Source organism: Christensenellaceae bacterium (assembly GCA_031260975.1).
GTDB lineage: Bacteria > Bacillota > Clostridia > Christensenellales > UBA1242 > JAISKJ01.
This window is the reverse complement of sequence record JAISKJ010000003.1, coordinates 1-21,663: the sequence shown is the minus strand read 5'-3', so window position 1 is coordinate 21,663 and position 21,663 is coordinate 1. Positions and strand designations below refer to the sequence as shown.

At 39.5% G+C, this 21,663-nt stretch carries 16 protein-coding genes; 1 reads left to right on the top strand and 15 read right to left on the bottom strand.

Annotated elements, in window-relative coordinates:
- Window positions 1–241: 241 nt before the first annotated feature.
- From LBN07_00835 to cls, 10 genes are all read right to left on the bottom strand, one after another.
- Window positions 242–4,069: a DUF4011 domain-containing protein gene (locus tag LBN07_00835; protein ID MDR0850013.1), complete on the bottom strand. Its 3,828-nt coding sequence runs from the start codon at window positions 4,067–4,069 to the stop codon at window positions 242–244.
- A gap of 176 nt (window positions 4,070–4,245) precedes the next feature.
- The gene (asnB, locus tag LBN07_00830; protein MDR0850012.1) at window positions 4,246–6,060 is read right to left on the bottom strand and encodes an asparagine synthase (glutamine-hydrolyzing); all 1,815 of its coding nucleotides are present in this window, start codon (window positions 6,058–6,060) and stop codon (window positions 4,246–4,248) included.
- A gap of 136 nt (window positions 6,061–6,196) precedes the next feature.
- Window positions 6,197–7,417, bottom strand: coding sequence for a hypothetical protein (locus tag LBN07_00825; GenBank protein MDR0850011.1), 1,221 nt, complete (start codon window positions 7,415–7,417; stop codon window positions 6,197–6,199).
- Between the two features lie 24 nt (window positions 7,418–7,441).
- Window positions 7,442–8,320, bottom strand: a complete 879-nt coding sequence (gene dapA / locus LBN07_00820; protein MDR0850010.1) for a 4-hydroxy-tetrahydrodipicolinate synthase — start codon at window positions 8,318–8,320, stop codon at window positions 7,442–7,444.
- 26 nt (window positions 8,321–8,346) lie between these two features.
- The gene (locus LBN07_00815; protein ID MDR0850009.1) at window positions 8,347–9,327 is read right to left on the bottom strand and encodes an aspartate-semialdehyde dehydrogenase; all 981 of its coding nucleotides are present in this window, start codon (window positions 9,325–9,327) and stop codon (window positions 8,347–8,349) included.
- Window positions 9,324–9,917, bottom strand: a complete 594-nt coding sequence (locus LBN07_00810; protein MDR0850008.1) for a dipicolinate synthase subunit B — start codon at window positions 9,915–9,917, stop codon at window positions 9,324–9,326. The genes LBN07_00815 and LBN07_00810 overlap by 4 nt, the downstream gene beginning before the upstream one ends.
- On the bottom strand, window positions 9,904–10,647 hold the full coding sequence (locus LBN07_00805) for a hypothetical protein (GenBank protein ID MDR0850007.1): 744 nt from the start codon (window positions 10,645–10,647) through the stop codon (window positions 9,904–9,906). Before LBN07_00805 ends, LBN07_00810 begins: the two co-directional genes overlap by 14 nt.
- 295 nt (window positions 10,648–10,942) lie before the next feature.
- Window positions 10,943–11,758: an HAD-IB family phosphatase gene (locus tag LBN07_00800; protein MDR0850006.1), complete on the bottom strand. Its 816-nt coding sequence runs from the start codon at window positions 11,756–11,758 to the stop codon at window positions 10,943–10,945.
- A gap of 81 nt (window positions 11,759–11,839) precedes the next feature.
- On the bottom strand, window positions 11,840–12,787 hold the full coding sequence (locus tag LBN07_00795; protein MDR0850005.1) for a nucleoside monophosphate kinase: 948 nt from the start codon (window positions 12,785–12,787) through the stop codon (window positions 11,840–11,842).
- Window positions 12,788–12,851: 64 nt separating this feature from the next.
- Complete coding sequence (cls, locus tag LBN07_00790) at window positions 12,852–14,369, bottom strand: cardiolipin synthase (protein ID MDR0850004.1); 1,518 nt, start codon at window positions 14,367–14,369, stop codon at window positions 12,852–12,854.
- Window positions 14,370–14,525: 156 nt separating this feature from the next.
- On the opposite strand from cls, the gene LBN07_00785 reads away from it, so the two are divergent.
- Window positions 14,526–15,671 carry an HAD family hydrolase gene (locus LBN07_00785; protein ID MDR0850003.1) on the top strand — a complete coding sequence of 382 codons (1,146 nt, stop codon included), beginning with the start codon at window positions 14,526–14,528 and terminating at the stop codon, window positions 15,669–15,671.
- A gap of 81 nt (window positions 15,672–15,752) precedes the next feature.
- Here LBN07_00785 and LBN07_00780 read toward each other — a convergent pair whose 3' ends face one another.
- The 5 genes from LBN07_00780 to LBN07_00760 all read right to left on the bottom strand — a co-directional run bounded on the left by LBN07_00780 (window position 15,753) and on the right by LBN07_00760 (window position 21,264).
- Window positions 15,753–18,296 carry an ABC transporter ATP-binding protein/permease gene (locus LBN07_00780; GenBank protein ID MDR0850002.1) on the bottom strand — a complete coding sequence of 848 codons (2,544 nt, stop codon included), beginning with the start codon at window positions 18,294–18,296 and terminating at the stop codon, window positions 15,753–15,755.
- Between the two features lie 130 nt (window positions 18,297–18,426).
- A complete protein-coding gene (locus LBN07_00775) occupies window positions 18,427–19,116 on the bottom strand; it encodes a peptide deformylase (protein MDR0850001.1) in 690 nt (229 codons plus the stop codon).
- Window positions 19,117–19,191: 75 nt separating this feature from the next.
- Window positions 19,192–19,965, bottom strand: coding sequence for a prolyl oligopeptidase family serine peptidase (locus LBN07_00770; GenBank protein ID MDR0850000.1), 774 nt, complete (start codon window positions 19,963–19,965; stop codon window positions 19,192–19,194).
- Between the two features lie 10 nt (window positions 19,966–19,975).
- Window positions 19,976–20,755, bottom strand: coding sequence for a hypothetical protein (locus LBN07_00765; protein MDR0849999.1), 780 nt, complete (start codon window positions 20,753–20,755; stop codon window positions 19,976–19,978).
- A gap of 29 nt (window positions 20,756–20,784) precedes the next feature.
- Window positions 20,785–21,264 carry a hypothetical protein gene (locus LBN07_00760; GenBank protein ID MDR0849998.1) on the bottom strand — a complete coding sequence of 160 codons (480 nt, stop codon included), beginning with the start codon at window positions 21,262–21,264 and terminating at the stop codon, window positions 20,785–20,787.
- Between the last annotated feature and the right edge of the window lie 399 nt (window positions 21,265–21,663).

Below are 21,663 nucleotides of genomic sequence, written 5' to 3'. Positions count from 1 at the left end.
TATATTTCTGTGAAACATAGGGCAGCCGGCTGATATTCATGGCGACTCGGGGGTCTGAGAAATCAGACCTCTCAGTCGCTTTAAAAACGGGGCCTCAAAACCGTGCTTCTGCGTGTATTAGTGCGAATTATAGGCATAGTTTGCGACTGTAGGGTCGAAAACCAAAAAGGTCACCAACATTATTGGTGACCTTTTTCATATAAATTAAAACCACTGATAAATTCAGTGTTTTTAATTTGTTTTATTGCGGAAATCTTTGTTTATTAAATTCGCTGCGTTGGGCCATTATCCGCTCCCGATTTCTGTCGGCAGTTCTGGCAATCAGGTTAATAATTTTTTGCGGACTGAGCCAGAAGTCACGGCTCCAAACTCTTATAATTTTCCATCCGCGGCTTTCCATAAACTTGGAGCGGAATACATCGCGCTCAATTATGGATGACGATGATTTATATGCCGAATAATCACACTCCACGCCAACAGTATAGATATCCAATTTTTTGTCGTATACTGCAAGCGTAAGCTTATAGGTATTGTTTCCCAGATTAAGTTCAACGGTATATCCCATTTTCTCAAGCGCTTCCTTAATTTCAGCCTCTATACCGCGCTCATTTGTTTTAACCGACACTTCATTGGTCTGCTTCAGGCTTTCAAGTATTATACCAACTTCCTTGCTGCTGCCCTTAGATACTGCTCTTGCGTAACCAAGATATTTCTTAAACAGTTTGGGTCCCAGGTTTTTGCTGGCTTCTACATTGAGCTCCTCGGGTTCTATGCTGGTCACCACATAAATCTTTTGTTTGGCACGCGTGATTGCTACATTCAAACGATTTTCGCCGCCTTCCAAGTTAAGAGGGCCGAAGTGCGAAACAACTTTACCATATTCGTTTTTGGCGTATCCTATACTAAATATTATAATATCACGCTCGTCCCCTTGAACATTTTCAAGGTTTTTGATAAATAGGCTTATATCCTCGCCATTTTCTTTGCGATTACATTCTTTCAGATAATCATTTCTAAACACAGGGTCACGCTCGCTCTCAAAGTCAAGCATATCTTCTATATGTTGTTCCTGTTCAGCGTTAAAGGTGATTATGCCTATCGTTTCATTATTTTTGCGGGTTTTAAAAATCTTTTTGACTATTTCAACAACTCTGAGTGCTTCTTCGTGGTTTCGGCTGTTCAGCCACTTGCCGTTGACTTTGCTTACCTCAATCGGGTGACTGCCTACATTTTTAGTTAGGTTTGGCGCAATTTGCAGTCTGCCGTCATAAAAAGCAAAGTTAGAAAAGTTAATCAGCTCCTCGTTTTTGCTGCGATAGTGATAAGTAAGATTTGCTGTGTTATATCTGCTTGTGGCAAGGTCCAAAAGGCTCTCAACCTCAAGCGCAGCCTGAGTATCCAAATCAAGCTCATCATTATCATTACCCATATACCTTCGCATAAATGTAGTAGTTGGGCGCAGCTGCTTGTTATCGCCGGCTATTGCTATATATTTACCCCTAAAAATTGTGGGCAATGTGCTTTCGATAAATATCTGTGATGCCTCATCAAACAAAATAAGATCAAACAGCTCTTTTTTTAGCGGCATAATCGTTGAAACGCTCTCAGGTGAAAGTAGCCAGCATGGAAATAGTTTAAACAGTAATTCTTCATATACTTCGATAATCTTGCGAATGGGCCATAGGTTCTGTGGTTTGGATATTTGATATAAAAAGTTTTTGTTGTTGGGGTCTTTGTTATAAAGTTCGGCATACTCTTTTTTAAACTTGCCAAGACAAATCTGCTGCACTATGCTTTCTTTATCATTCTTAAGCGACATTATCCTGTTTTTTATGTTTTCAAACTCCATAATTTTAGAAAGCTGCATCTTATATTTTTCTTCGCTCAAAACAATCTCGTGATAAATTCGAATAACAGTTATTTTGTCAACAACTTCCTTAAATGTTTTGACTGAATTACTATTTGCGTAAGCAAAGTTTAAAATCATCATTTCAGTAGGGGTCATATCACGCAAATTAATATGCATATCCCTTATATTCACATAGTTGTCAAGAGCACTTTCAAGAAGGTTTAAAAATAGCATGTTGCCGCCCAAAATATTGTCTATTATTATGGCATACCCTTTTTTGTCAAGAACCGTTTGCAACGATTCATATTCCTTAACATATTCTTTAACCGAAATCAATGTTGTCTTGAAATTATCAGCAATCTGATTCTGCTTTTTTATCATCTTGGCTTTTGCAAACGGATATAACGGAGGCAATATAAGGCTCCATTTAACGGCTTCTTTAAGCCCAGGATTTTCAATGCCGGCAATATATTTTACAATAGGTTTTAAGTCCTTTGGCTCCTCTATTCCGTTTTCAAGATAGAACGCCAGAAGCTGACGGGCATTTGGGTATTTGCCTATATCAAAAGGCGCAATACGCTTAGTTTTAAGCTTATTTAAAAACCCTCTCATACTGTTTATCACATGCACGTCAAGGTCCCTCTTTATATGATCAATAAGAGGATTATTCTTTTGCATCTCCAGATGTTTATAATACAGCTCTGCTTTGCGCTTTTCTTTTATTATTCTGACGGTGTTGCTAAGCTCGTTATAATTTAAATTCATAATAGGAGTATTTTTGATAAGCTCCTTATAAATAGCATATTCATTGGTGTTTTTTCCTATCATATATGAATTTGCATACATCTGCTGAAGATTTAGTCCAAAAGGCGTAGGATTAAACAGCGTATCCGATATCATCTCTAAAAGTGCCGTTTCTTGCCTAATCAACGTATCAGTCTCATTGTACTTGGGCTGCAGGTCAGGTGTCTCTTTATATTGATTAAGTTCAAGGTGGGCATTTTTTACACGCTCATAAAACTCCGTCTTGTTCTTTTCGGCGTCATTTATATACATAGCCTTATTGTTCAAAACTCCCAAACGGTTATATACAACATCAAGTGCCGCTTTCTTTTGCGAAACCACCAGCACGCGCTTTCCTTTGCAGAGCGCGTCGGTAATAATATTAACTATCGTCTGGCTTTTGCCTGTTCCGGGAGGACCGTATATAACCATATTACCAAATTTGTTTATACTCTCAATAGCATTTTCCTGAGCATAGTCAAGATTGCTTATGGTATAGGTATTGGCATTAGGTTTTTTGACCGATACCAGCTCACGGCTTTCAAGCAGCTCATTTATAGCATTTGTGGTGAGCTTCTTTTTCTCCAAAACATTATAGTCGTTATAAATAGCATTGGCCAGGGGGAATCTTCCCACAACGGCATAATACTTTACCTCAAGACTGTCACCAAGCTTGGGCTCTTTTCCGCGCTCAAAGTTAAATAGTCCCTTTCTTGGCGAATGACCTATTTTAATGCCCTGTACTCTAAGATATTCAACAACGCTTTCTATATTTTTCAGCTTATAATCCATTAGGTTGTCAAACTCAAGATTGAGCTCATCAATATTCAGCTTATGGTGCTTTGCATAAGCCAGAATAAACACCTTGTTTAGCTGTATGGGCTCGTCCGTCTTAAGCTCAAGTTCGGCCTGCTCATTTTCAACATTAATAACAACAGGAAACAAAAGCAGAGGCGCTTTTATCACCGTTTCGTGTCCAAGGGCACCTTCCACAAAAGGATAGCCCACAAACATTTCATATCTTCCCGTTTCCTTTGCAAATTCCTCTATCTCACGCTTAAGGGTTTTCAAGTCATTAAGCTGGGATAAAAGTGCTTTTTTGGTTTCATCCTTTTTTATTCGTTCACGCCTCAGATTTTCAGCCTTAATCCCATCGGCATCCAAAAGTGACGGGTCTTTATACTGCCCAACAACCTTATCTTCTACACGCAAGTTCTTATACAGCCGCTCTTTGCTATTTTTGCCGATAAGCACAAAATTTGACCGTCTGCCGCGCCACAAAAAATCTATGAACTTTTCTATTTCTTCATAGTCACCATCAAGGTTTGCTCCTATGTCATATGAATATTTCTTGCTTATTTTTTTTGAAAACAAACTGCGGTTTCGCCCGCTTATTTCAATTAGTCTGTCTTTATAATATTTATAAATGCCTTTCATAAAATTTTCCTTTTGTCTGAAGTTAAAAGTAATACCCCAAAGCTCATATGGACTTTTGAGTATATCTCATTATATAATATATTCACGCTCTTTACAACAAGAAAATCAAGGAAAATTTTAACAGCGGGGGTGCTCCCGTTTAATTATGGCAGTGAGTTTTTAATAATGGCTTTTATTTAATAAATTATTTCAACATCATGTTTTTTCAAAAGATATTCCAGCTGCACAAAATAGGCAAAAGTTTGAGGTACATTCATAAGCTGACCATAAAACTTAAAATCTTTTGCGCTCATCAGTTTTTGCAAAGCTTCTTTATCAATAATATCAAACAATCTTGCACTCGGGTCATCCAAAATTTTTTGAAGCCTTTCTTTCATAAGACTAAGATATTCCGGATTATGCGTCTTTGGATAGGGGCTCTTTTTGCGCTGCAAAATTGTGGGCGGCAGGTGGTCGCTGAGAGCCTGCCTCAAAAGCCCTTTTTCGGTGTTGTTATGATATTTATACTCCCACGGCACGCTATACAAATACTCCGCTATGCGGTGGTCACAAAATGGAACCCTAACCTCCAATCCGTTATACATACTCATTCTGTCTTTGCGGTCAAGCAACGTCTGCATAAACCAATTAAAGTTTAACATTGCCATCTCTTTTGTCCGCCGCTCATTGGGCGTTGCGTCACTTAAAACATCGGCACTTTTTATTGTTGCTTCATATAATTCATTAACAAAATGCTCTCCGTCAATTTTGCCGCGCCAATGATTATTCAAAAGCTCAAACCTTTCTGTTGTATTCTGTGCCCACGGAAAGCCATATCTGGATTTTATTTCACTGTCCGTAAACCAAGGATATCCACCGAAAATTTCATCCGCACATTCACCTGACAATGCAACCGTAACATGCTTCTTTATTTCTTGGCAAAAAAGCAGGAGACTGCTGTCAATGTCCGCCATTCCGGGAAGGTCTCTGGCGTCAGCTGCATTAAAAATCGCACTCGCCAGCTGCTTTGTCTCAAGTCCTGTTTTGTGCGACACTCCGCCGATATATTCGTTCATAATATCTATATAATCACTGTCTTTATTAGGCTGGAATTTGCTTGCCACAAAATATCGGTCGTTATCCTTATAGTCCACTGAAAATGTATGCAGCGGCTCATCAAAATGCTTGCTTGCAACCGATGAAATAATACTCGAGTCAAGACCCCCCGACAAAAAAGTTCCGACTCTGACATCCCCCACAAGCTGCCGCTTTATGGCGTCAATGACAAGTGTCCTTACATTAAAAACTGTATCGTCAAAGCTGTCCATATGCTTTTTATCCTTAAGTCCCCAATAGCTAAATATATTAAGCTTTCCGTTTTTAAAATATCCGCACTCGGCAGGTTTCAGCTCTTTTATCCCAGCAAATACCCCCGAACCCTGAACACGACCGGGGCCAAGCATAACAATATTTGCTACCGAGTTTTTATCCATTTGCGGCTTTATGCCTGCAGCAAAAAGCGCTTTAATCTCGGAAGCAAAAATAAACTCACCTTCTTTAACAGTATAAAAAAATGGTTTTACGCCTATGCGGTCTCTTGCAAAAAATAGTTTATCCAACTCAAAACAATACACCGCAAAAGCAAAAATACCATTAAGCTGCTGCGGGCATTTGTCGCCCCATTCGACGTATGAATGAAGCAAAACTTCGGTGTCGCTGTGCCCCTCAAATTTATGACCTAGGTTTAAAAGCTGCGCCTTTATTTCGGCAGTGTTATAAAGCTCGCCGTTATAAACCATGGTGTAGTGCCTGCCTCCCCAAACAAGTTGCATAGGCTGTTTGCCGCCTTCAATATCAACTACACTCAACCGCGTATGAACGAAAGCCGTCTTTCCCTCAGCGCAAATTCCGTCCTGATTTGGTCCCCTGTCTTTAAGTGACAGTTTCATCAGCTCGTGCTTTCTTCCGATTTTCGCCTTTGTCTTACTTGTTATACCTGCAATTCCGCACATATATACCTCCAAAAACTTTTATTTTCATCTCCGACCGATGGTTCGTGAAACATTTTAAATGTGTTCTTTTTCTGTGTTTCACAGAGTTTTAGCCAGCAAACCGTACGGTCGGATTATCCGACCGGTCGGCCACTTACTAATTTGTCTCAAAAAGAGCCTTATACATAGCGATAATTACTGTTTCACAGAACCGGTCCTCAACACCTAAGATAAGCGTCCTGCCTTCAAAGCTCATAAATATAATCTCAGCAACGCTCTCGGCTGCCTTTATGACAGATGTTATATCCTTTGGCTTTACACCACCTACAAGAGCGATGCGACTAATATTTTTAATCTCCTCGGCTTTTATGTCTGCAACCCCGCCCTTTTGCGTGAGCAACAAAACCTGTTCCGCACTGCTTACTATAAACTCGGCATCGTCAAACAACTTAATGGCCTGAGACATACTGCTGCTCATTTTAATCAGACTGTATCCCTTTTTGCAGGTTAGCCCAATAAGTCCTTCCTCACTTTTGCCGCCCACCACTGTGCCGCTGCCGCGTGCGCTAAACACGCTTTTGATATTGATGGGAATGTTTACCCCGCACAGCGGAGAGACGCTGTCTTTATGAAGAACCTGCGCGCCATAAAACGAAAGCTTATGCATATCAGAATAGCTTATATTATATATCTTTTTAGGGTCTTTGATTATTCTTGGGCTTGCAGCGAAAAAGCCTTCAACATCCGTCCAATTTTCATATACAGAAGCTCCTATGGCCCTTGCCGCAACAGCCCCGCTCAGGTCACTCCCTCCTCTTGAAAAGGTAACAATTTTCCCCTCAGCAGTCGCTCCATAAAACCCGCCCATAACACAAAGCCCTTTGTTTTTTATTGCCCCTGCAATAAGTTTCAAGCTGGCGTGTTCATCAAAGGTTTTGTTTTTAAACCTAAAAACCTCCGCAGATTCTATATGCCGGGCTCCCAGCACCGCCGCCATAATTTTTGCCATAAGATACTCTCCGCGCGATGCCGCATAATCCACACCTGCACCCTGTTTTATGTCACTCTCAATTTTGTTAAATTCCACGTCTAGGTCAAAGCGAAGACTGAAGCCCTCGATAATATCAGAAAACCGCCCTTTGATATTTTTTAGAGTATGCTTATAATCAGCACTCAAACTGATGCCTTGCTTAAATTGAATATACTGCTTAAAATATGTATATAGCAGGTCGGTCACCTTCTGGTCATCATCAAACCGCTTGCCGGGGGCGGATACTACCACTATCCCAATATCAGCATCTTTTTTTATTATATCAACAACCCTGCTTATGGTTTGAGCAGTTGCAAGGCTGGTTCCTCCAAATTTTAAAACTTTCATATTTCACCTTTTGTATATAAACTTTCAAATAAGTCCAAAGCTTTTGAGTTCTTTTTTAAGCAGCTTTTCGTTTTCTTCGCTCATATCTGTCAGGGGCAGTCTAAACCCACTTGAGGTTTTACCCATAAGATTAAGCGCCGTCTGAACGGGTATAGGATTGGTTTCACAAAACAACGCTTTGATAAGAGGGACCAACTTAAGCTGTGTCTTTTGCGCTTGTTCATATTTTCCTTCAAAGAAATCTTCACAGAGTCCGCTCATAATATCCGGTATAATATTACCGGCAACACTGATAACACCATTGCCGCCAAGCGACATAATCGGAAGTGTCATACCGTCGTTTCCACTATAAAGCATAAGCTTTGGGCATAGCTTAATAATTTCCGCCGCCTGCTCAATGTTGGAATTAGCTTCCTTCAATCCTACAATGCTTTTGTTTCGGCTCAACGCTTCCACGGTTTTTGGAAGCATATTAAGCCCTGTGCGCTCAGGCACATTATATAAAATTATCGGGAGCGTTGTAGCTTCGGCTATACTGCCAAAGTGCTCCACCAATCCTTTTTGCGTGCATTTGTTATAATACGGCGTCACATGCAGAAGTCCGTCCGCACCAAGCTTTTGATACTTTATACTGTTTTCTATAGCGTCTTTGGTGTTGTTGCTGCCGGCTCCTACAATCACAGGAACTCTGCCGTCTACCGTAGTTAGGGCAAAGCGTACAATTTCTTCACGCTCGCTCATGCTTAGTGTAGAGGCAGCTCCCGTCGTACCCAAAAATACGAGAGCATCTACGCCGCCTTTTAACTGAAACTTTATAAGCTCTTTAAAACTATCAAAATCCACTGCGCTGCCGTCTTTTGTGAGCGGCGTTATAATAGCAGTGGCACAACCTTTGAATATCATATTTCCTCCTTAGTACTTCTTTTGTTTTATTCTCTTGTCTCAATAAGTCTCTGCATTATCTGAACCGCATTTGAAGCAGCCCCCTTTCTTAAATTGTCCGCAACAACCCATAAGTTAAGTCCGCTTGAAACTGTTTTATCTTTTCTTATCCTTCCCACAAATACCTCGTCTTTATTGTCAGCAACTATAGGCATGGGATATATGTTGTTTTTAACATCGTCCAGAACAACCACGCCCAGAGAGCCGCGCAGTATCTGAACGGCACCCTCAACGCTGCATTTTTTCTTAAACTGCACAAATATGCTTTCACTGTGACAGTTTGTTATGGGCACCCTCACGGTTGTGGCGGAAATTTTAATTTTATCACTTTTCAAAATCTTTCGGGTCTCATTTATAATCTTATGTTCTTCCTTGGTATACCCGTCAGCCTCAAAAGTGTCTATATGCGGCAGAATATTGTTGCAGATTGTATGAGCAAACTTATTTGCACTCCCCGTTTTCAGGTCGTCCATGCCCGCTTGACCCGCCCCGCTCACCGCCTGATAGGTTGAATATATTATTCTCTTTATTTTATACTTCTTATGAAGCGGACCAAGTGCAACTACCGCCTGAATTGTGCTACAGTTTGGATTGGCGATAATTTTATGATGCGGTTTTATAGCATCAAAATTTATTTCGGGCACAATAAGCGGAATGCCTTTATCCATTCTGAACGCACTTGAATTGTCTATAATAGTAGCACCAATTTCGGCAAATAGCGGCGCAAACTTTTTTGAAAGCTCACCGTCTATTGCAAACAGCGCATAATCTATTTCTTTTCCTTTTATGCTATCTTCACTAAGCTCCAGCACTTTTTTGCGCCGGCCTAAAAATAGGATAGTCTTTCCTGCACTTCTCCCCGAAGCATAAAAATAATAGTTGGCGTCCATCTTTTTCTCGGCCAGCACTTCAATCATCTTTTGCCCCACAAGGCCCGTTACCCCTACGATGGCGATGTTTTTTTTCATAGGTCTGCTCCTTTTGCAATTATCGGCTGCAGCTGCTGCCGGCTGAGTGCACTTTCTATAGTCTTATCTAAGAGCGTAAAGTCTGCTACAAGCGACTTTGGCTTGTTTAAATAATCATCCTGACGAAACGGCACAAAATATATATTTTTGGTAGCCATAAGTCTAGCCAAATTTGTCATATTAAGACCCAACCCATCATTAGTGGATATCCCTACCACAACCGGCTTGTTGTTGCGCATATGCGCCTTGGCCACCATAGTAGGCGCGGTGTCGGTTATAGCATTTGCAAGCTTGCTGAGCGTGTTTCCCGTGCAAGGAGCTATAACCAAAATATCTATCATATTTTTGGGGCCAATGGGCTCTGCCAGCATCAGCGTGTCAATAACACTATTGCCGGTAATTTCCTCCACTTGTGCCCTAAAATCCACAGCTTTGCCAAAACGTGTATCAAGGCTTGCTGTATTCAGTGAAAATATCGGCAAAACATTGTGTCCTTTTTCTTTAAGTTTTTTAATTTCCTGCAAAACGACCTGATGCATACAAAACGAGCCCGTTATTGCAAATCCTATATTTATCTTATTCAGTTTCATGCTTTACCCCCACTATTACTTCTTTCATAAGTCCGGCCGCGCTCATAGGCATATATTTGGTGGGAAGAGCCAGCGCCCAAACAAACTTGAACTCAGCCTTAGTGTCGTCAAAGCATTTGGCGGAGGCCAACTCTATAAACATCGTTTTATTTGATATATGCTTCAAGTCCTCATCTTCAAATACCTTTATGGGAATGGTATTAATTATCGCATCAAATTTAGAAATGTTTTTTAAAAGCTCCTTCTTTGTAAAATAATCCTTTGCATAAATGCTGGCGCTGTCAAGCTCCTTTTCTGTCACCATACAGCTATAATCTATACCCAGCTTGCCAAACAATATGGCAAGTGCTTTTCCGATGCGCCCCAAACCCAAAATGAGTACCTTTTGTTCAAAGACACTTTTATCGGTTTGCTCAATCAAAACGGGCAGCGTTCCTTCGGCTGTAAGCACAGCATTCTTTACAGCAAAATCCTCATAATCCAAAAAGTTAACATACTTCAAAGCCTTTTCTTCAAAAACCTTTTTTATGTCCTCTTTAATATTACCCGCAAACACCATACTTCCATGAGGCAGCTTTTTAACCTCGTCGATTTCAAATCTTTTGGCGGGAGAAAATATGTATATTCCCGCCTCATCAAACTCCAGCGGCCCTGCATCAAAACCCTGAGCAAATAATAGTTTGTGTAAAGCCCGATTTCTGGCGTCAGCTAAATCAATAAAATACTTCAAAAAATTAAACCCCCTTTATGGCATAGTATGAAAAATCAAGAGGGTATGTGCAAAAATAACCGTGACAGTCTATAATAGAAAGTAAACAGAAATAAGCTTTTTTACATATTCTGTGAAACAATACCGAAGTCTGTGTGTTTTTCTGTTTGTTTTTATCCCCGACCCCATAGTCGGCACACACAAACCGCTTGGCCGCACAAAAAAACACCCCTAAAAACCGTGTGTTTTAGGGGCTTGTGAAACAAACTCATCGGTCGGACGACGAGGCCATATTAATTGCTAAACGAAACAAATACTATCCAAAATCAAAGCCGTATTTGGATTTAAGTTCATTCATAAGCTCAATAAAGGACGAGCTGTCGTCACATGCAATATCAAAATACTGCAGATATGTTTCGGTGGGCATAATAACCCTGCTAGACTTAAACCCTATTTTGATGGCTCCGTCTCTTTTATGTTCTGGCAGCATATCAATGTCGCTCTTCTGATCACCAAACAAAAACACGTTGGGAATATTTTTTATCTTTTCTAGGGTGGGTGCCATTAAATTGTTTTCAGATTTATTAAGCCAATGTATCATCTCGCCCCTGACACCCAGCAGGCGGTTGTCGCCGTCAACCTCAAGGCGGTTTGCAAATACTTCAATGTTGTTAAAGTTACAATTTTCCCGCAAAAGCGTAGTTTCAATCACTTCAACAAATCCTGCCGACAAAATAACTACAGGGATATTACTTTTGTTCAGTTTTTCAAAAAATTCTCTGGTTCCGCTTCGCACACTTACAAGACCGTCATTAAGAATGGTCTCTTTCATTTCGCTTAGGCTTACCTTATATTTTACAAACAAGCCCATTTCTTCATACCACCAGCTGACAATCTTATCTCTCAAAATGGGATCATTTGTTTTATTATATTCTCTCAGCCACCCCAAAAATTTGGTGCCGACCTCCTCACATTCTTTCTTGAATTTCGGAGCTGAGGATTTCAAATGCGGAGGCAGTTCCCATGAAGACATGCCGTTTGTTATCGTCTGGTCATAATCACTCAGCACATAAAAGTTGCCGCCTTTGATTTTGGCCAATTTCTCTTTTACCTTATCGCCAAAGTATATCATAAAAACTCCTCAAATCATATTATCCTAACAAAAGAGCACCCTGTGAAAGTACTCCTATTATAGCACATATTACTAAAAAGCCTATCGATTTTCTAAAATTTTCTGCCGCTCTTCTACATTTTTAAAAAAGTTGTCCTCTACCGCACCAAGCTTATTTTTCAGTTCATTCAACTGTGGATACACCTCATCCAAAAATTCCTCGGTCTTATAAACCTCTATGGCCTGAAGAATTTCCATATTGGTGTGCCTTGTATTAATAAATTTTGTTATTGTTTTTATATCTAAATCATCATTTAGGTCTATCCCCAAAGCCTGCGCAACCAATTCGCCATAGTCATCAAACTTAGTTCTGCAAAATTCATATTTATATATCGCTTCTTTTTGCTCCTGCTTTCGCTCGGCAGAGTTGCCCTTGCAATACTCAAGTGAAGCAAACTCTCCAAAATTAAACCCATCAAGACCGCTATCGCGCACCAAATCAAAGTTGGTGTCAACCTCTTTAATCACAAAATATCTATCCTCATCCACCAGCGTTTTTGCAATGGGTAAGGTTTCAGCATTATAAATACTCAAACCCACATTTTGCTTATCCTGTTTGTCATCTGATCGACCCCTTGCCGCCATACGCTCAAACAAAACCTTTTCGGGCACCTGAAGCTCCATAACCATATCAAAGTTGATATATCCCCTAATCCCTTTGGCGTTTTCCCATGTTCGGGGATACCCCTCTAAAATATATCCGTTTTTACAGTCCTGCTCACAAAGCCTCTTTGCCAAAAGGGTAAGAGTCATACTTGCCGGCGCAATCAATCTGTTTTCAGTATAATACTTAAACTGTTCACCAAGCTCAGAGCCGCTTGCCTGCTCCCGTCTGATTAGGTCTCCTACCGAAATTGCGGGTATGCCCAAAGCTTTGCTTAAAATAGCGCACTGTGTACCTTTTCCGCCATTGATTGGGCCCACAACATTTATTGCAAGAGGCGGAGGATTATTTTTGAGCTGCTCAAGATATTGCTTATATTCTTCCATTTTTAACACCATCCTTGGGGTCTTATTATACCAGATAAACGCCGTTTGTCAAGACACCGAAGTGTTACATCATTGGAGCAAACAGCCGCAAAATCCTGCCCACAAAACGGCTGAACCATTTTCTCTCTTTTAAGTGCTGAGGATTAAGCTCTTCTGAGCTGTTTTCAAGTCTTTCAAAATTTTTCTTTATATCAAAAATAATTGGGTCATCATACAGCATAACAGCATTTTCAAAGTGCAAAAAGAAGCTTCTGAAGTCAAAATTTATTGTACCCACACAAGCAATTTTATCATCGCTCAAAATCATTTTTCCATGCACAAAGCCTTGGGTATATTCAAAAACCTTAACGCCTGCTCTCAGCAACTCACCAAAATAACTAAATGATAAACAGCTAATAATTTTTCGGTCCGGAATTCCGGGGATTATAATCTTCACATCCACGCCGCTTTGCGCTGCCATTTTCAGCGCACCCAATATCGTTTCGTCTACAATAAAATATGGTGTTGTGATATATAGATATTTTTTGGCGTCATTTATTAGCTTGAGCATTGCTCCTCTTGCAACGCACCCGTCGTTTATAGGCCCGCTGCAAAAGGGCTGAACAAACCCGCTGCCCTCAAAATCCTTTTCAAAATCGCATTTATATTCCGCCAAATTTACGTTCTTGTTGCAGGCACGTTCATAGTTTCTGAAAAATGCAACCGTAATAGGCCACACAGCATCGCCCATAAGACGCAGACCGCAGTCCTCCCAAATGCCGAAGGGGCTTTTGATATTGCAATATTCATCAGCAAGATTTATGCCGCCCGTAAACCCTACTTTGCCGTCAACAACCGCAATTTTACGGTGATCTCTATAATTTACAAATTGGTTAAAGGTTAATCTAAGCTTGTTAAAAGGCACGGCTTCAATATGAAACCATGCAAGTTTTTTAAAGTATTTTTTCTTGAACTTATCGGCACACCCAAAATCGTCATAGATAATTTTTACCTTAACACCATTTGCAGCACGCTCCTTTAGAGCTTCTAAAACATCTTCCCACACTCTGCCGGGTTTTATGATATAATACTCCAGCAAAACAAACTTCTGAGCATCCTTAATGGCTTCTATCAGGTCCGCCACATAGCTTTGGCCGTCACCGTAATATTTAACCTTGGTGTTGACATATACCGGGGCGCCGTCAATACTAAATAGATACTTGGCTGTGTTTGCATGCCTCCTGGTTTCAAGCTCATCCATAAGCTTAGGGTCCTGCAAAAGCTCTTTCTGCGTATCCCGGTCAATCTTTGCCCATTTTTTACGCTGCCGGTTAGAAAAATAAATGCCCTTTGCCTGCAGATAGAGCACTGTTCCAAACAGCGGCAAAATTAAAATCACCAGCAGCCACATAGCCTTGTATACTTGCTCATCCTTATTAAACCCCATCACACAAAGGGCGGTAAACAGCGCCACAAGCTGAACAATTCCGTAATAAGCCATATTGAAATATACCGCAATAAGCAGCAAAACCGCCATGTTCAGCAAGAACATGAGCCCCAACACAAATTTATACGAAGTAAAAAATCTTAATATTCTTTTCATACAAAACAATTATACCAAAACCTTCTAACTATGTCAAAAAACAAAAATGCTTAAACACTAAAATTTTAATTAATCTGTCTGATAAGCCAAAAAAAATTGATATGGACTTTTAGAATAAGTTGTGCTATACTTAATAATCTTAAGGAGATAATGAAAATGATGAACGAATATAAAGCATCCCCACAACCACGATTTACCGACTTCAGTTTTAGCGTAGACGGCACTTTGATTGACCGAAAAGGAAACATCCGCGACGGAGTTCTTTTGCTGATTAACCTAATCAAGCAAAACTACCCTGATGCCCATATAAATATTATCTCAAGTTTGCCCTATGAAAATGCAAAAAATGCAGTTGACCAAATAAATTCAAGATTAGCATGGCATGGTATGGGGCCAATCGCACCAAATTACAGCTGTCTGTCAGGGGCCGTTTTTGTTGAAAGCAACGGCAGGGCGTATACTGCAACAAGTCTGCCCGCTGATTTTATTAAAGGTGCTATAGAAATTGCAAAATATCACGACCCGATGGCAACAGTCTACCTTAATGTATGTGACGACATAGACCTAACCGCTATAGACAAAGATCTTTATGGAGATGCTCAAGGGCAGCGGGCACTATCTGTGCAGCATAAATCTGAGTTTCACTCCGAAAGTTGGATAAAGCGTAATTTGTATGATAGAGTTGTAGAATATCTAAAAACAAAAGTACAGCCGGACTTCCCCACCGAAGCCGTGTCAAAACAGCAGTTCGAAGAGGATTTGGAACAAAACAAGGTGAGAACTATTCAAATGTCTTCAATCTCAAAAACCTTCAGCAAAGAAATCTTTGGCGATCTTAAAAAATATGCCGCAGAATATAACCAAGCAAACGGCACCAATATCAAAATAACACCCGGAAGTGCCGCTATCGAAATTTCGAGCAACGGAAAGGAATGGGGCTACGCTCAGCTTATAGGAACACCTAACGAGAAACATATGTATATAGGTGACGGCAACAACGACTGCAAAATTTTGGAGGCAGTTAAAAATGCAGGCGGATGCGCCATCGGTTTCAGAAAAATGCCCGCTGCAAAAAGCGGAAACTATGCCGCAACAGAATTTGATCAGGTCATAAAAATTATAAAACATGAACATGCTGGAGGCCATCCCAATGAATATGCCGATACAAAAACAGCAAGAGAAGAAATAGAAAATCAAAGTGATAGCAAGTTTTTAGGAGTAATCAGCGCAATACACACCCCGCTTGCAACTCCTGTAGCAAAAGTTAAGAGCTTGTTCAACGAAAACCCAATGGATAAATAAAGGTATCCTGCACTGCAAAAGACCGCCGTAAGGCGGTCTTTTTTCATTTACACAAAAAGAATCAAAGCATAGTAACTTTCATTAAAATCTCTTAATAACTTCAACAGGTGACTTGCGCGAAAATAGCAGTATAGGCACGGCTGTTGCAACAAATGAAATACCAAAGCTTATTAAAAATATCCACAGGAATATAAGAGTGTCAAGGTTAAACAATGTGAACGAAAGCGCTAATGAAGCTTGCATAACTATATTTGCCACAATAACCGCAAGTGCGGTGAGAGCTAATGTCGCTATAAATATAAGTGTTGCCAAAATTGCGCTGCTCATTAGAAATATATGCGCAATATCCCGATTGCCTGCACCAAGAGCCCGCAGAATTCCGATATCTCTTTTGCGATTTTCAATGGTTTCGGATACAAACAAGTATATCAAAATTAGCGAGAATAATGCCGTAAATATACTTGCCATAAGCATTGCGCTGTTAAACACCGAAATCTTGTCACTAAAATCCTCAATTGCACGGGCATTAAAGCTTTGAAGCACATAGTTTTTGTCGGTAAACAGTTCTATTATTTCAGCCAGAGCTTCCACATTCATGCCGTTTACAGGAATAATAAGTTCAAAGCTTGGAAAATTTATTTTCTGATAAATTCCGTAATACCTGTTTCCGTTTTGAGCAACCTGTTTGTGCATAAAGTACGCTTTATTTACAATAACTTCCTGTGCGTCAGTAACACCCACAACCTTGAAGCTTACATCATTGGTGCCGCCAATATTCAAAATAACATCCATGTTGTTTTCGTTAAACAGATAGTCGGTGCCCGAGATAGTCAGACTTTCTTCAAACAAAAGGTTAAACAGGTCCAACGGCAGAATGATGTTTTTAAATGCATCCGTCTCATTGCCGATTGCGTCGGCCAAACCAGAAGCCGGAGTATCGCCGGTAGCATATAAATACATAATGGTTCCGGTTGAGCCTTCTGGAATTACAAAATTCAGTCCGGTGGGATAGTGATTGCCCGTTCGGATGGCACTGCCTCTAATAAAACTGAAGCTATGAGCAGTTGTAGCTACTTCCCCTTGAGGATAATAGTCTACAAATTCCGAAAAGCCGTGCAGAACGCCGTATACCTTGTTCAGTCTATATTCAAACTCTTTTTTGAGGTCTGCGTTTGAAGATTTAAGTGTCATTGTGCTTTTATTTACAAACTTTTCAAAGTCGGTTTCATATATCCCCTGAATAAGCATTGCTCTACCATTTATTACAACGGGCTTACTGTATGTAATAATGCCGCTCTGATCTTTTATTAAAACAAGTTCTTCAATGCTGTCAATATACTCAACCGGACCGCCGGGGCTACTTCTGAAACCATATACTTTGAGCATATTTGCGAGATAGTCACTTATTGCAATATTGGAAACATTGTTGGCGTCGGGGTAGTTTCCGTAAAGTATCTTCTGCCCCAGACCGTTTTTCTTTCCGGCACTGTTTTCTCCCGCTACAGGCGCCATTTCAATAAGGCCGCTTATATAAAACTCTTTGTTGGGGCTGGTAGAAAAGTTCGGGCCGAATGAAACTGGAAAGTTAACACTAAAAAAGTTTTTAACGCCTGATATTTCGGTTACAAACTCGTGCCGGTCATTTGAATTCATCTGTTGATCGTCAGTTCTTTTAAACCCCACATAAGTGGCTCCGCTGTCAAACACATTCCGTGACTGAGCAACGGTATTGCTGTATCCAGCCAGAATTATAAACATACTGAAAAACACCAAGGACATAGCTGAAAGCAAAATCACGAAAGCAGTCTTTACTTTTTTAAGACCCATGTTGACCCTTGCCATGCTAAACACCTGGTCAAATGGCATTCTTCCCGCTTTTAAGTTTAATTGCGATTTGTCGGTAGGCTTGTCGGCCTCGTTGTTCTTTATGTTTTTAGCCACCCATTTTCCGCCCTGTGCTGCCTTGTCGCTGACCACCTTTCCGCTATCCAGCTCAATTATGCGGTCGGCATATTTAAGCACAATTTCTTTTTGATGAGATACTCCCACAATCAGTGTTGTCTTTGAAATTTCTTTTAAAATCTGCCAAATCTGTGTTGAATTTTCTTCATCCAAATTACCTGTGGGCTCGTCTACAAACAATATTTGCGGCGACTGAATAAGTGTGCGCGCTATTGCCACCCTCTGCCTCTCGCCACCTGAAAGCTCGTTGGGGATACGGTCTTCAAAACCTCCAAGCTTCAGTTTTTTAAGTACTTCACTTATCTCTTCATCTGTGGGAACATTCCCCGTAAAGCTTCGGCCAAGCCTTACATTCTCTTTTACGCTCAGGCTTGTTATCAGGTTATGGTCCTGAAACACAAAACTGATGCGGCTGTTTCGATAAGCGTCCAGCTCATTATTTGAAAGCGTAGTAATATCCACGCCGTTGAGCATTACCTGCCCTTCGTCCCATGTTTCAATGCCGCCCAAAATATTAAGAAGGGTTGACTTTCCGTTTCCGCTAGGGCCGTATATAAATGTAAGTCCTGTTTTGTCAAACTTAATACTTACGTCATTAAGCGCTCTTACCCAATTACCTTTTTTGTTTCGGTATATCTTACTTAAACCTTTTACCTCTAACATTTTTTCCTCCGCTAAACTTAAAAAGATGTAAAAAACTATTACTATCAAGTAATAGTTTATCACAATTTATTAGTTTTTAAAAATGAATTAAGGTGATTTTTTGTGCTGCAATCTACTTTTAAATATTATGTTAGCCTTCAAATTCTGATGACGGCAAAACCGAATTTTGATTATGGTCTATTTGTCTTAATTGAATTAGGCCCTTTGGGTCATAGTATGCTGTATACTTGTCATACTCCCCTTCTATATAAGCACCATCTTCAACCAAAACATCATAGCCATATTGACTTCTAATTTCAGACTTAATTTGCTCGGGGCTCATATGTCTTATTTCATCAGTGCGGTCAGTGCACAAAATTCCGTTCATAAGATCATATTCATGCAAAAATATCGTTGCTTCAAAACCCATAATGGTTTTACTGTGCCCCAGACCCTCTTCATCCTGATATTCTATCTCAATTTCATAAGGACGTTCGACATGGGCGATAAAACGCATATCCCCATCCTGAAGTGAAGCACTAAGCTCCCAATATTTTGTTTGCCCTCTGCGTCCTACTACTTGTGGGTTGATATAAATTAAATCAACATCCTGCTGATCTCCCTGTCTTGCGTCCACTTCCTGATTGTGCCTGATAAACATTATGCGCTTTGGAATTCCGATTTGTACCGCCGCCATAGAATAAACCTTGTTATTATTGTCATAACAAAAGTCTCTCAAAGCATTTATATCATTTTCAAGCTGCTCATCAGGGAACAGCACCTGCGCCGATTTTTGCCTTAAAAAATCATAATCCTCAGCAACAGTAAATCTTCTAACCATATTTGCTCCTTAAATCCGGTTTATTATATTATTTTTCTAAACTCATTATAACAAACTGCACCAAAACTGTCAATATCACAATCTTAGCCAATTAGCGATACTGCGCGCAACTTCAGAATATTTTCCGGTATAACAATGCCCTGCATCTTTGATTATGTGACCGGTCAGTTTTGTATTTTTAAAAGCAGATTTTAAATAGTCAATGCATTCCTGCTTGTTGGTTTGAAAAATTGCATCATCATCGCTGCCGATTTCAATAAGTATGTCGTTTCTAAGTTTAACAAGCTTATTTGAAACTGTCTTAATGCCATACCTGAATAAATCAAAATTTTCATCTTCCCGTCTTTGCCAATATTGACCGCTTGGGTTATCCGTTTTTGAAAGTTCTAACATATCACACGGAGCAAGCAAGATAATTTTTCCGTCAAAATTCTTTTGAGCTGCATAATAAACAACTTTATTACAGCCATAGCTGTGGCCGGATAAAACAATTTGTTTATAATCATGGCTTTTTGCAAATTTGATTGCAGCATCAATATCTAATATGCAATCTTCAAAAATCTCATTCTTTGCCCCTATAACTACAGCTCCCGTTTTTTCATTATTCTTTTCTATAATAAATTCATATTCTTCGTGTGAGCCGCGATTATCAAAAGTCAGAAGAGAGTACCCTCCATTCATATTCGTTAATTCTTTCGCAATACTATCCAAAAATCTTTGCCTATAAAAATAATCTGCTGTGCCGTGCAAATGAATAACTATTTTGTTTGTTTTTTTCTCCGGCTCAAATAATAAACCATCTAAACGAATATTTTCTTTTGTGTGAAACCGCACAAGTGTTGTCTGCATATTATCCTCCTTATTTTTTGTTTTGTTTTACCCAGATTTTGCCGCAAAATACTTTTTTAAGCCCTATGTGTCTATATAGTTTTTCAGGATACCCGCCTTCGGCTGTTTTGCAAAAGATAGTCTTGACTTTTTGCTGGATAAGTAGGTCTAGTATGAGTTTCAGCGACAATGCAACTCTTGTTCTCCTAAACTTGGGTATTATAGTAAATCCGCTTATATAACTCATATCTTTATACGTTGAAAGTACCAATTGCCCTGCGTATTCATCTCTATATTTAATCAGATAAATTGATGTGGTTTTTGAAAGGCGGGTGGTAAATTGTTCCCACATTTCCATGAGCCAGCCCGTGCCCAAATCCGAATACGGATTGTCAAACGAAACTGATGAAAATCCAAGCTTACTCACCATCCGGACCACTGCCTGACTGTTTTCGTCCGCCCGTTCAAATGTAATTTCAGGCGGCACAACCAATTTCTCAAACCTATCTTTCAGCTTTTTTATATTGTCAAATACAAACCAATTTTCCTGTGTTTTTATGATATAATCTTTTAGTTTTTCTTTAACTCCAATAAAATGGTCTTCAATTTCATAGATTGCCGGAATAATTTTTCTTTTGCTAAACCAACTTTCAATTTTTTTAATATCCGGATTATTACCCCTAACAAAAACAAAATTGCTGTCATGGTCCTTGACATATTTGCTGACGCCAAAGCACAAATCAGAAGACCTTTCCCACTCACTAAAAAAGGGAGCGTAGTCAATATAAAAATCAACGAGTTTTGATATCATTAAAGCTCCTTTTTAAATTATTGCTATATTCATTTTCTTTTGTTTATGCAAATATATTCGCTTAACTCTTTATTTCTGCCGCCGTTAGGCAATGATTCATAATAATCTAAATGTTTCTCTACCGATGTTAGTGCTATATAAAATGCCTCGCAACCATACTCTTCTTTTATTTTCTCAAGCATCCATTTCGTCTGAAACTCACTCATGGTTCTTGTATACCTTTTTCCTTCAAAAAGATATTTAACATTGACTATAGAGGCTTGTGCAGAGGATGCATTCATTTTTGTAAGAGACACCACTTTTGCAACAGCTTCAGTTATACTTATTTCTCCAAATGCATATCGTTTTCCATATTCATAGCAAGAGCTTATCATGCTTTCATTTATCGTACTATTGGTCTTAGATTTTCCTATGGAGTTATTCAAATTATCAGGTTTACAAAAACTGCAAAATTCCTCACTATCTTGTATATAATTCAACTCGCATTTAGGACATTTTTTACAACTCACTTCTGTTTTCTCCTCTTCATTGCTATCAATATTATATCATAGAAAAAACAAAAAAGAAAGCGGCAACGCGCTTTCTCCTGTGACAACACATAAGGTTCATATTTATGCATATATTAAATGAGTTTTATAGTCAAAGTTAATTGCCGCTTTTCCAAATCTTGGAAATTCAAAACACTTTCTTTAAAATTACTTAAAGGGTTTGGCTATACAATGACAGAAAAAAAATACGATATAATGTAACGGATTTTTGCAAAACATAGGGTTTCATTTTATAACCGAATGGTGGAGCGTGTGGTTTTAAAAACGAACCCAACATTGATTAAGGTCGGTGTCGTTTGTTATGCTGAAAAAACCATCACGCTACCTTCTAGCCAAAAACTGCTTTAAGCAGTTTTTTTG

Coding starts and splice junctions, on each gene's coding strand:
- LBN07_00835 (MDR0850013.1), bottom strand. CDS start 4,069: ATGAAAGGCATTTATAAATATTATAAAGACAGACTAATTGAAATAAGC.
- asnB (MDR0850012.1), bottom strand. CDS start 6,060: ATGTGCGGAATTGCAGGTATAACAAGTAAGACAAAGGCGAAAATCGGA.
- LBN07_00825 (MDR0850011.1), bottom strand. CDS start 7,417: ATGAAAGTTTTAAAATTTGGAGGAACCAGCCTTGCAACTGCTCAAACC.
- dapA (MDR0850010.1), bottom strand. CDS start 8,320: ATGATATTCAAAGGTTGTGCCACTGCTATTATAACGCCGCTCACAAAA.
- LBN07_00815 (MDR0850009.1), bottom strand. CDS start 9,327: ATGAAAAAAAACATCGCCATCGTAGGGGTAACGGGCCTTGTGGGGCAA.
- LBN07_00810 (MDR0850008.1), bottom strand. CDS start 9,917: ATGAAACTGAATAAGATAAATATAGGATTTGCAATAACGGGCTCGTTT.
- LBN07_00800 (MDR0850006.1), bottom strand. CDS start 11,758: ATGATATACTTTGGCGATAAGGTAAAAGAGAAATTGGCCAAAATCAAA.
- LBN07_00795 (MDR0850005.1), bottom strand. CDS start 12,787: ATGGAAGAATATAAGCAATATCTTGAGCAGCTCAAAAATAATCCTCCG.
- cls (MDR0850004.1), bottom strand. CDS start 14,369: ATGAAAAGAATATTAAGATTTTTTACTTCGTATAAATTTGTGTTGGGG.
- LBN07_00785 (MDR0850003.1), top strand. CDS start 14,526: ATGATGAACGAATATAAAGCATCCCCACAACCACGATTTACCGACTTC.
- LBN07_00780 (MDR0850002.1), bottom strand. CDS start 18,296: ATGTTAGAGGTAAAAGGTTTAAGTAAGATATACCGAAACAAAAAAGGT.
- LBN07_00775 (MDR0850001.1), bottom strand. CDS start 19,116: ATGGTTAGAAGATTTACTGTTGCTGAGGATTATGATTTTTTAAGGCAA.
- LBN07_00770 (MDR0850000.1), bottom strand. CDS start 19,965: ATGCAGACAACACTTGTGCGGTTTCACACAAAAGAAAATATTCGTTTA.
- LBN07_00765 (MDR0849999.1), bottom strand. CDS start 20,755: ATGATATCAAAACTCGTTGATTTTTATATTGACTACGCTCCCTTTTTT.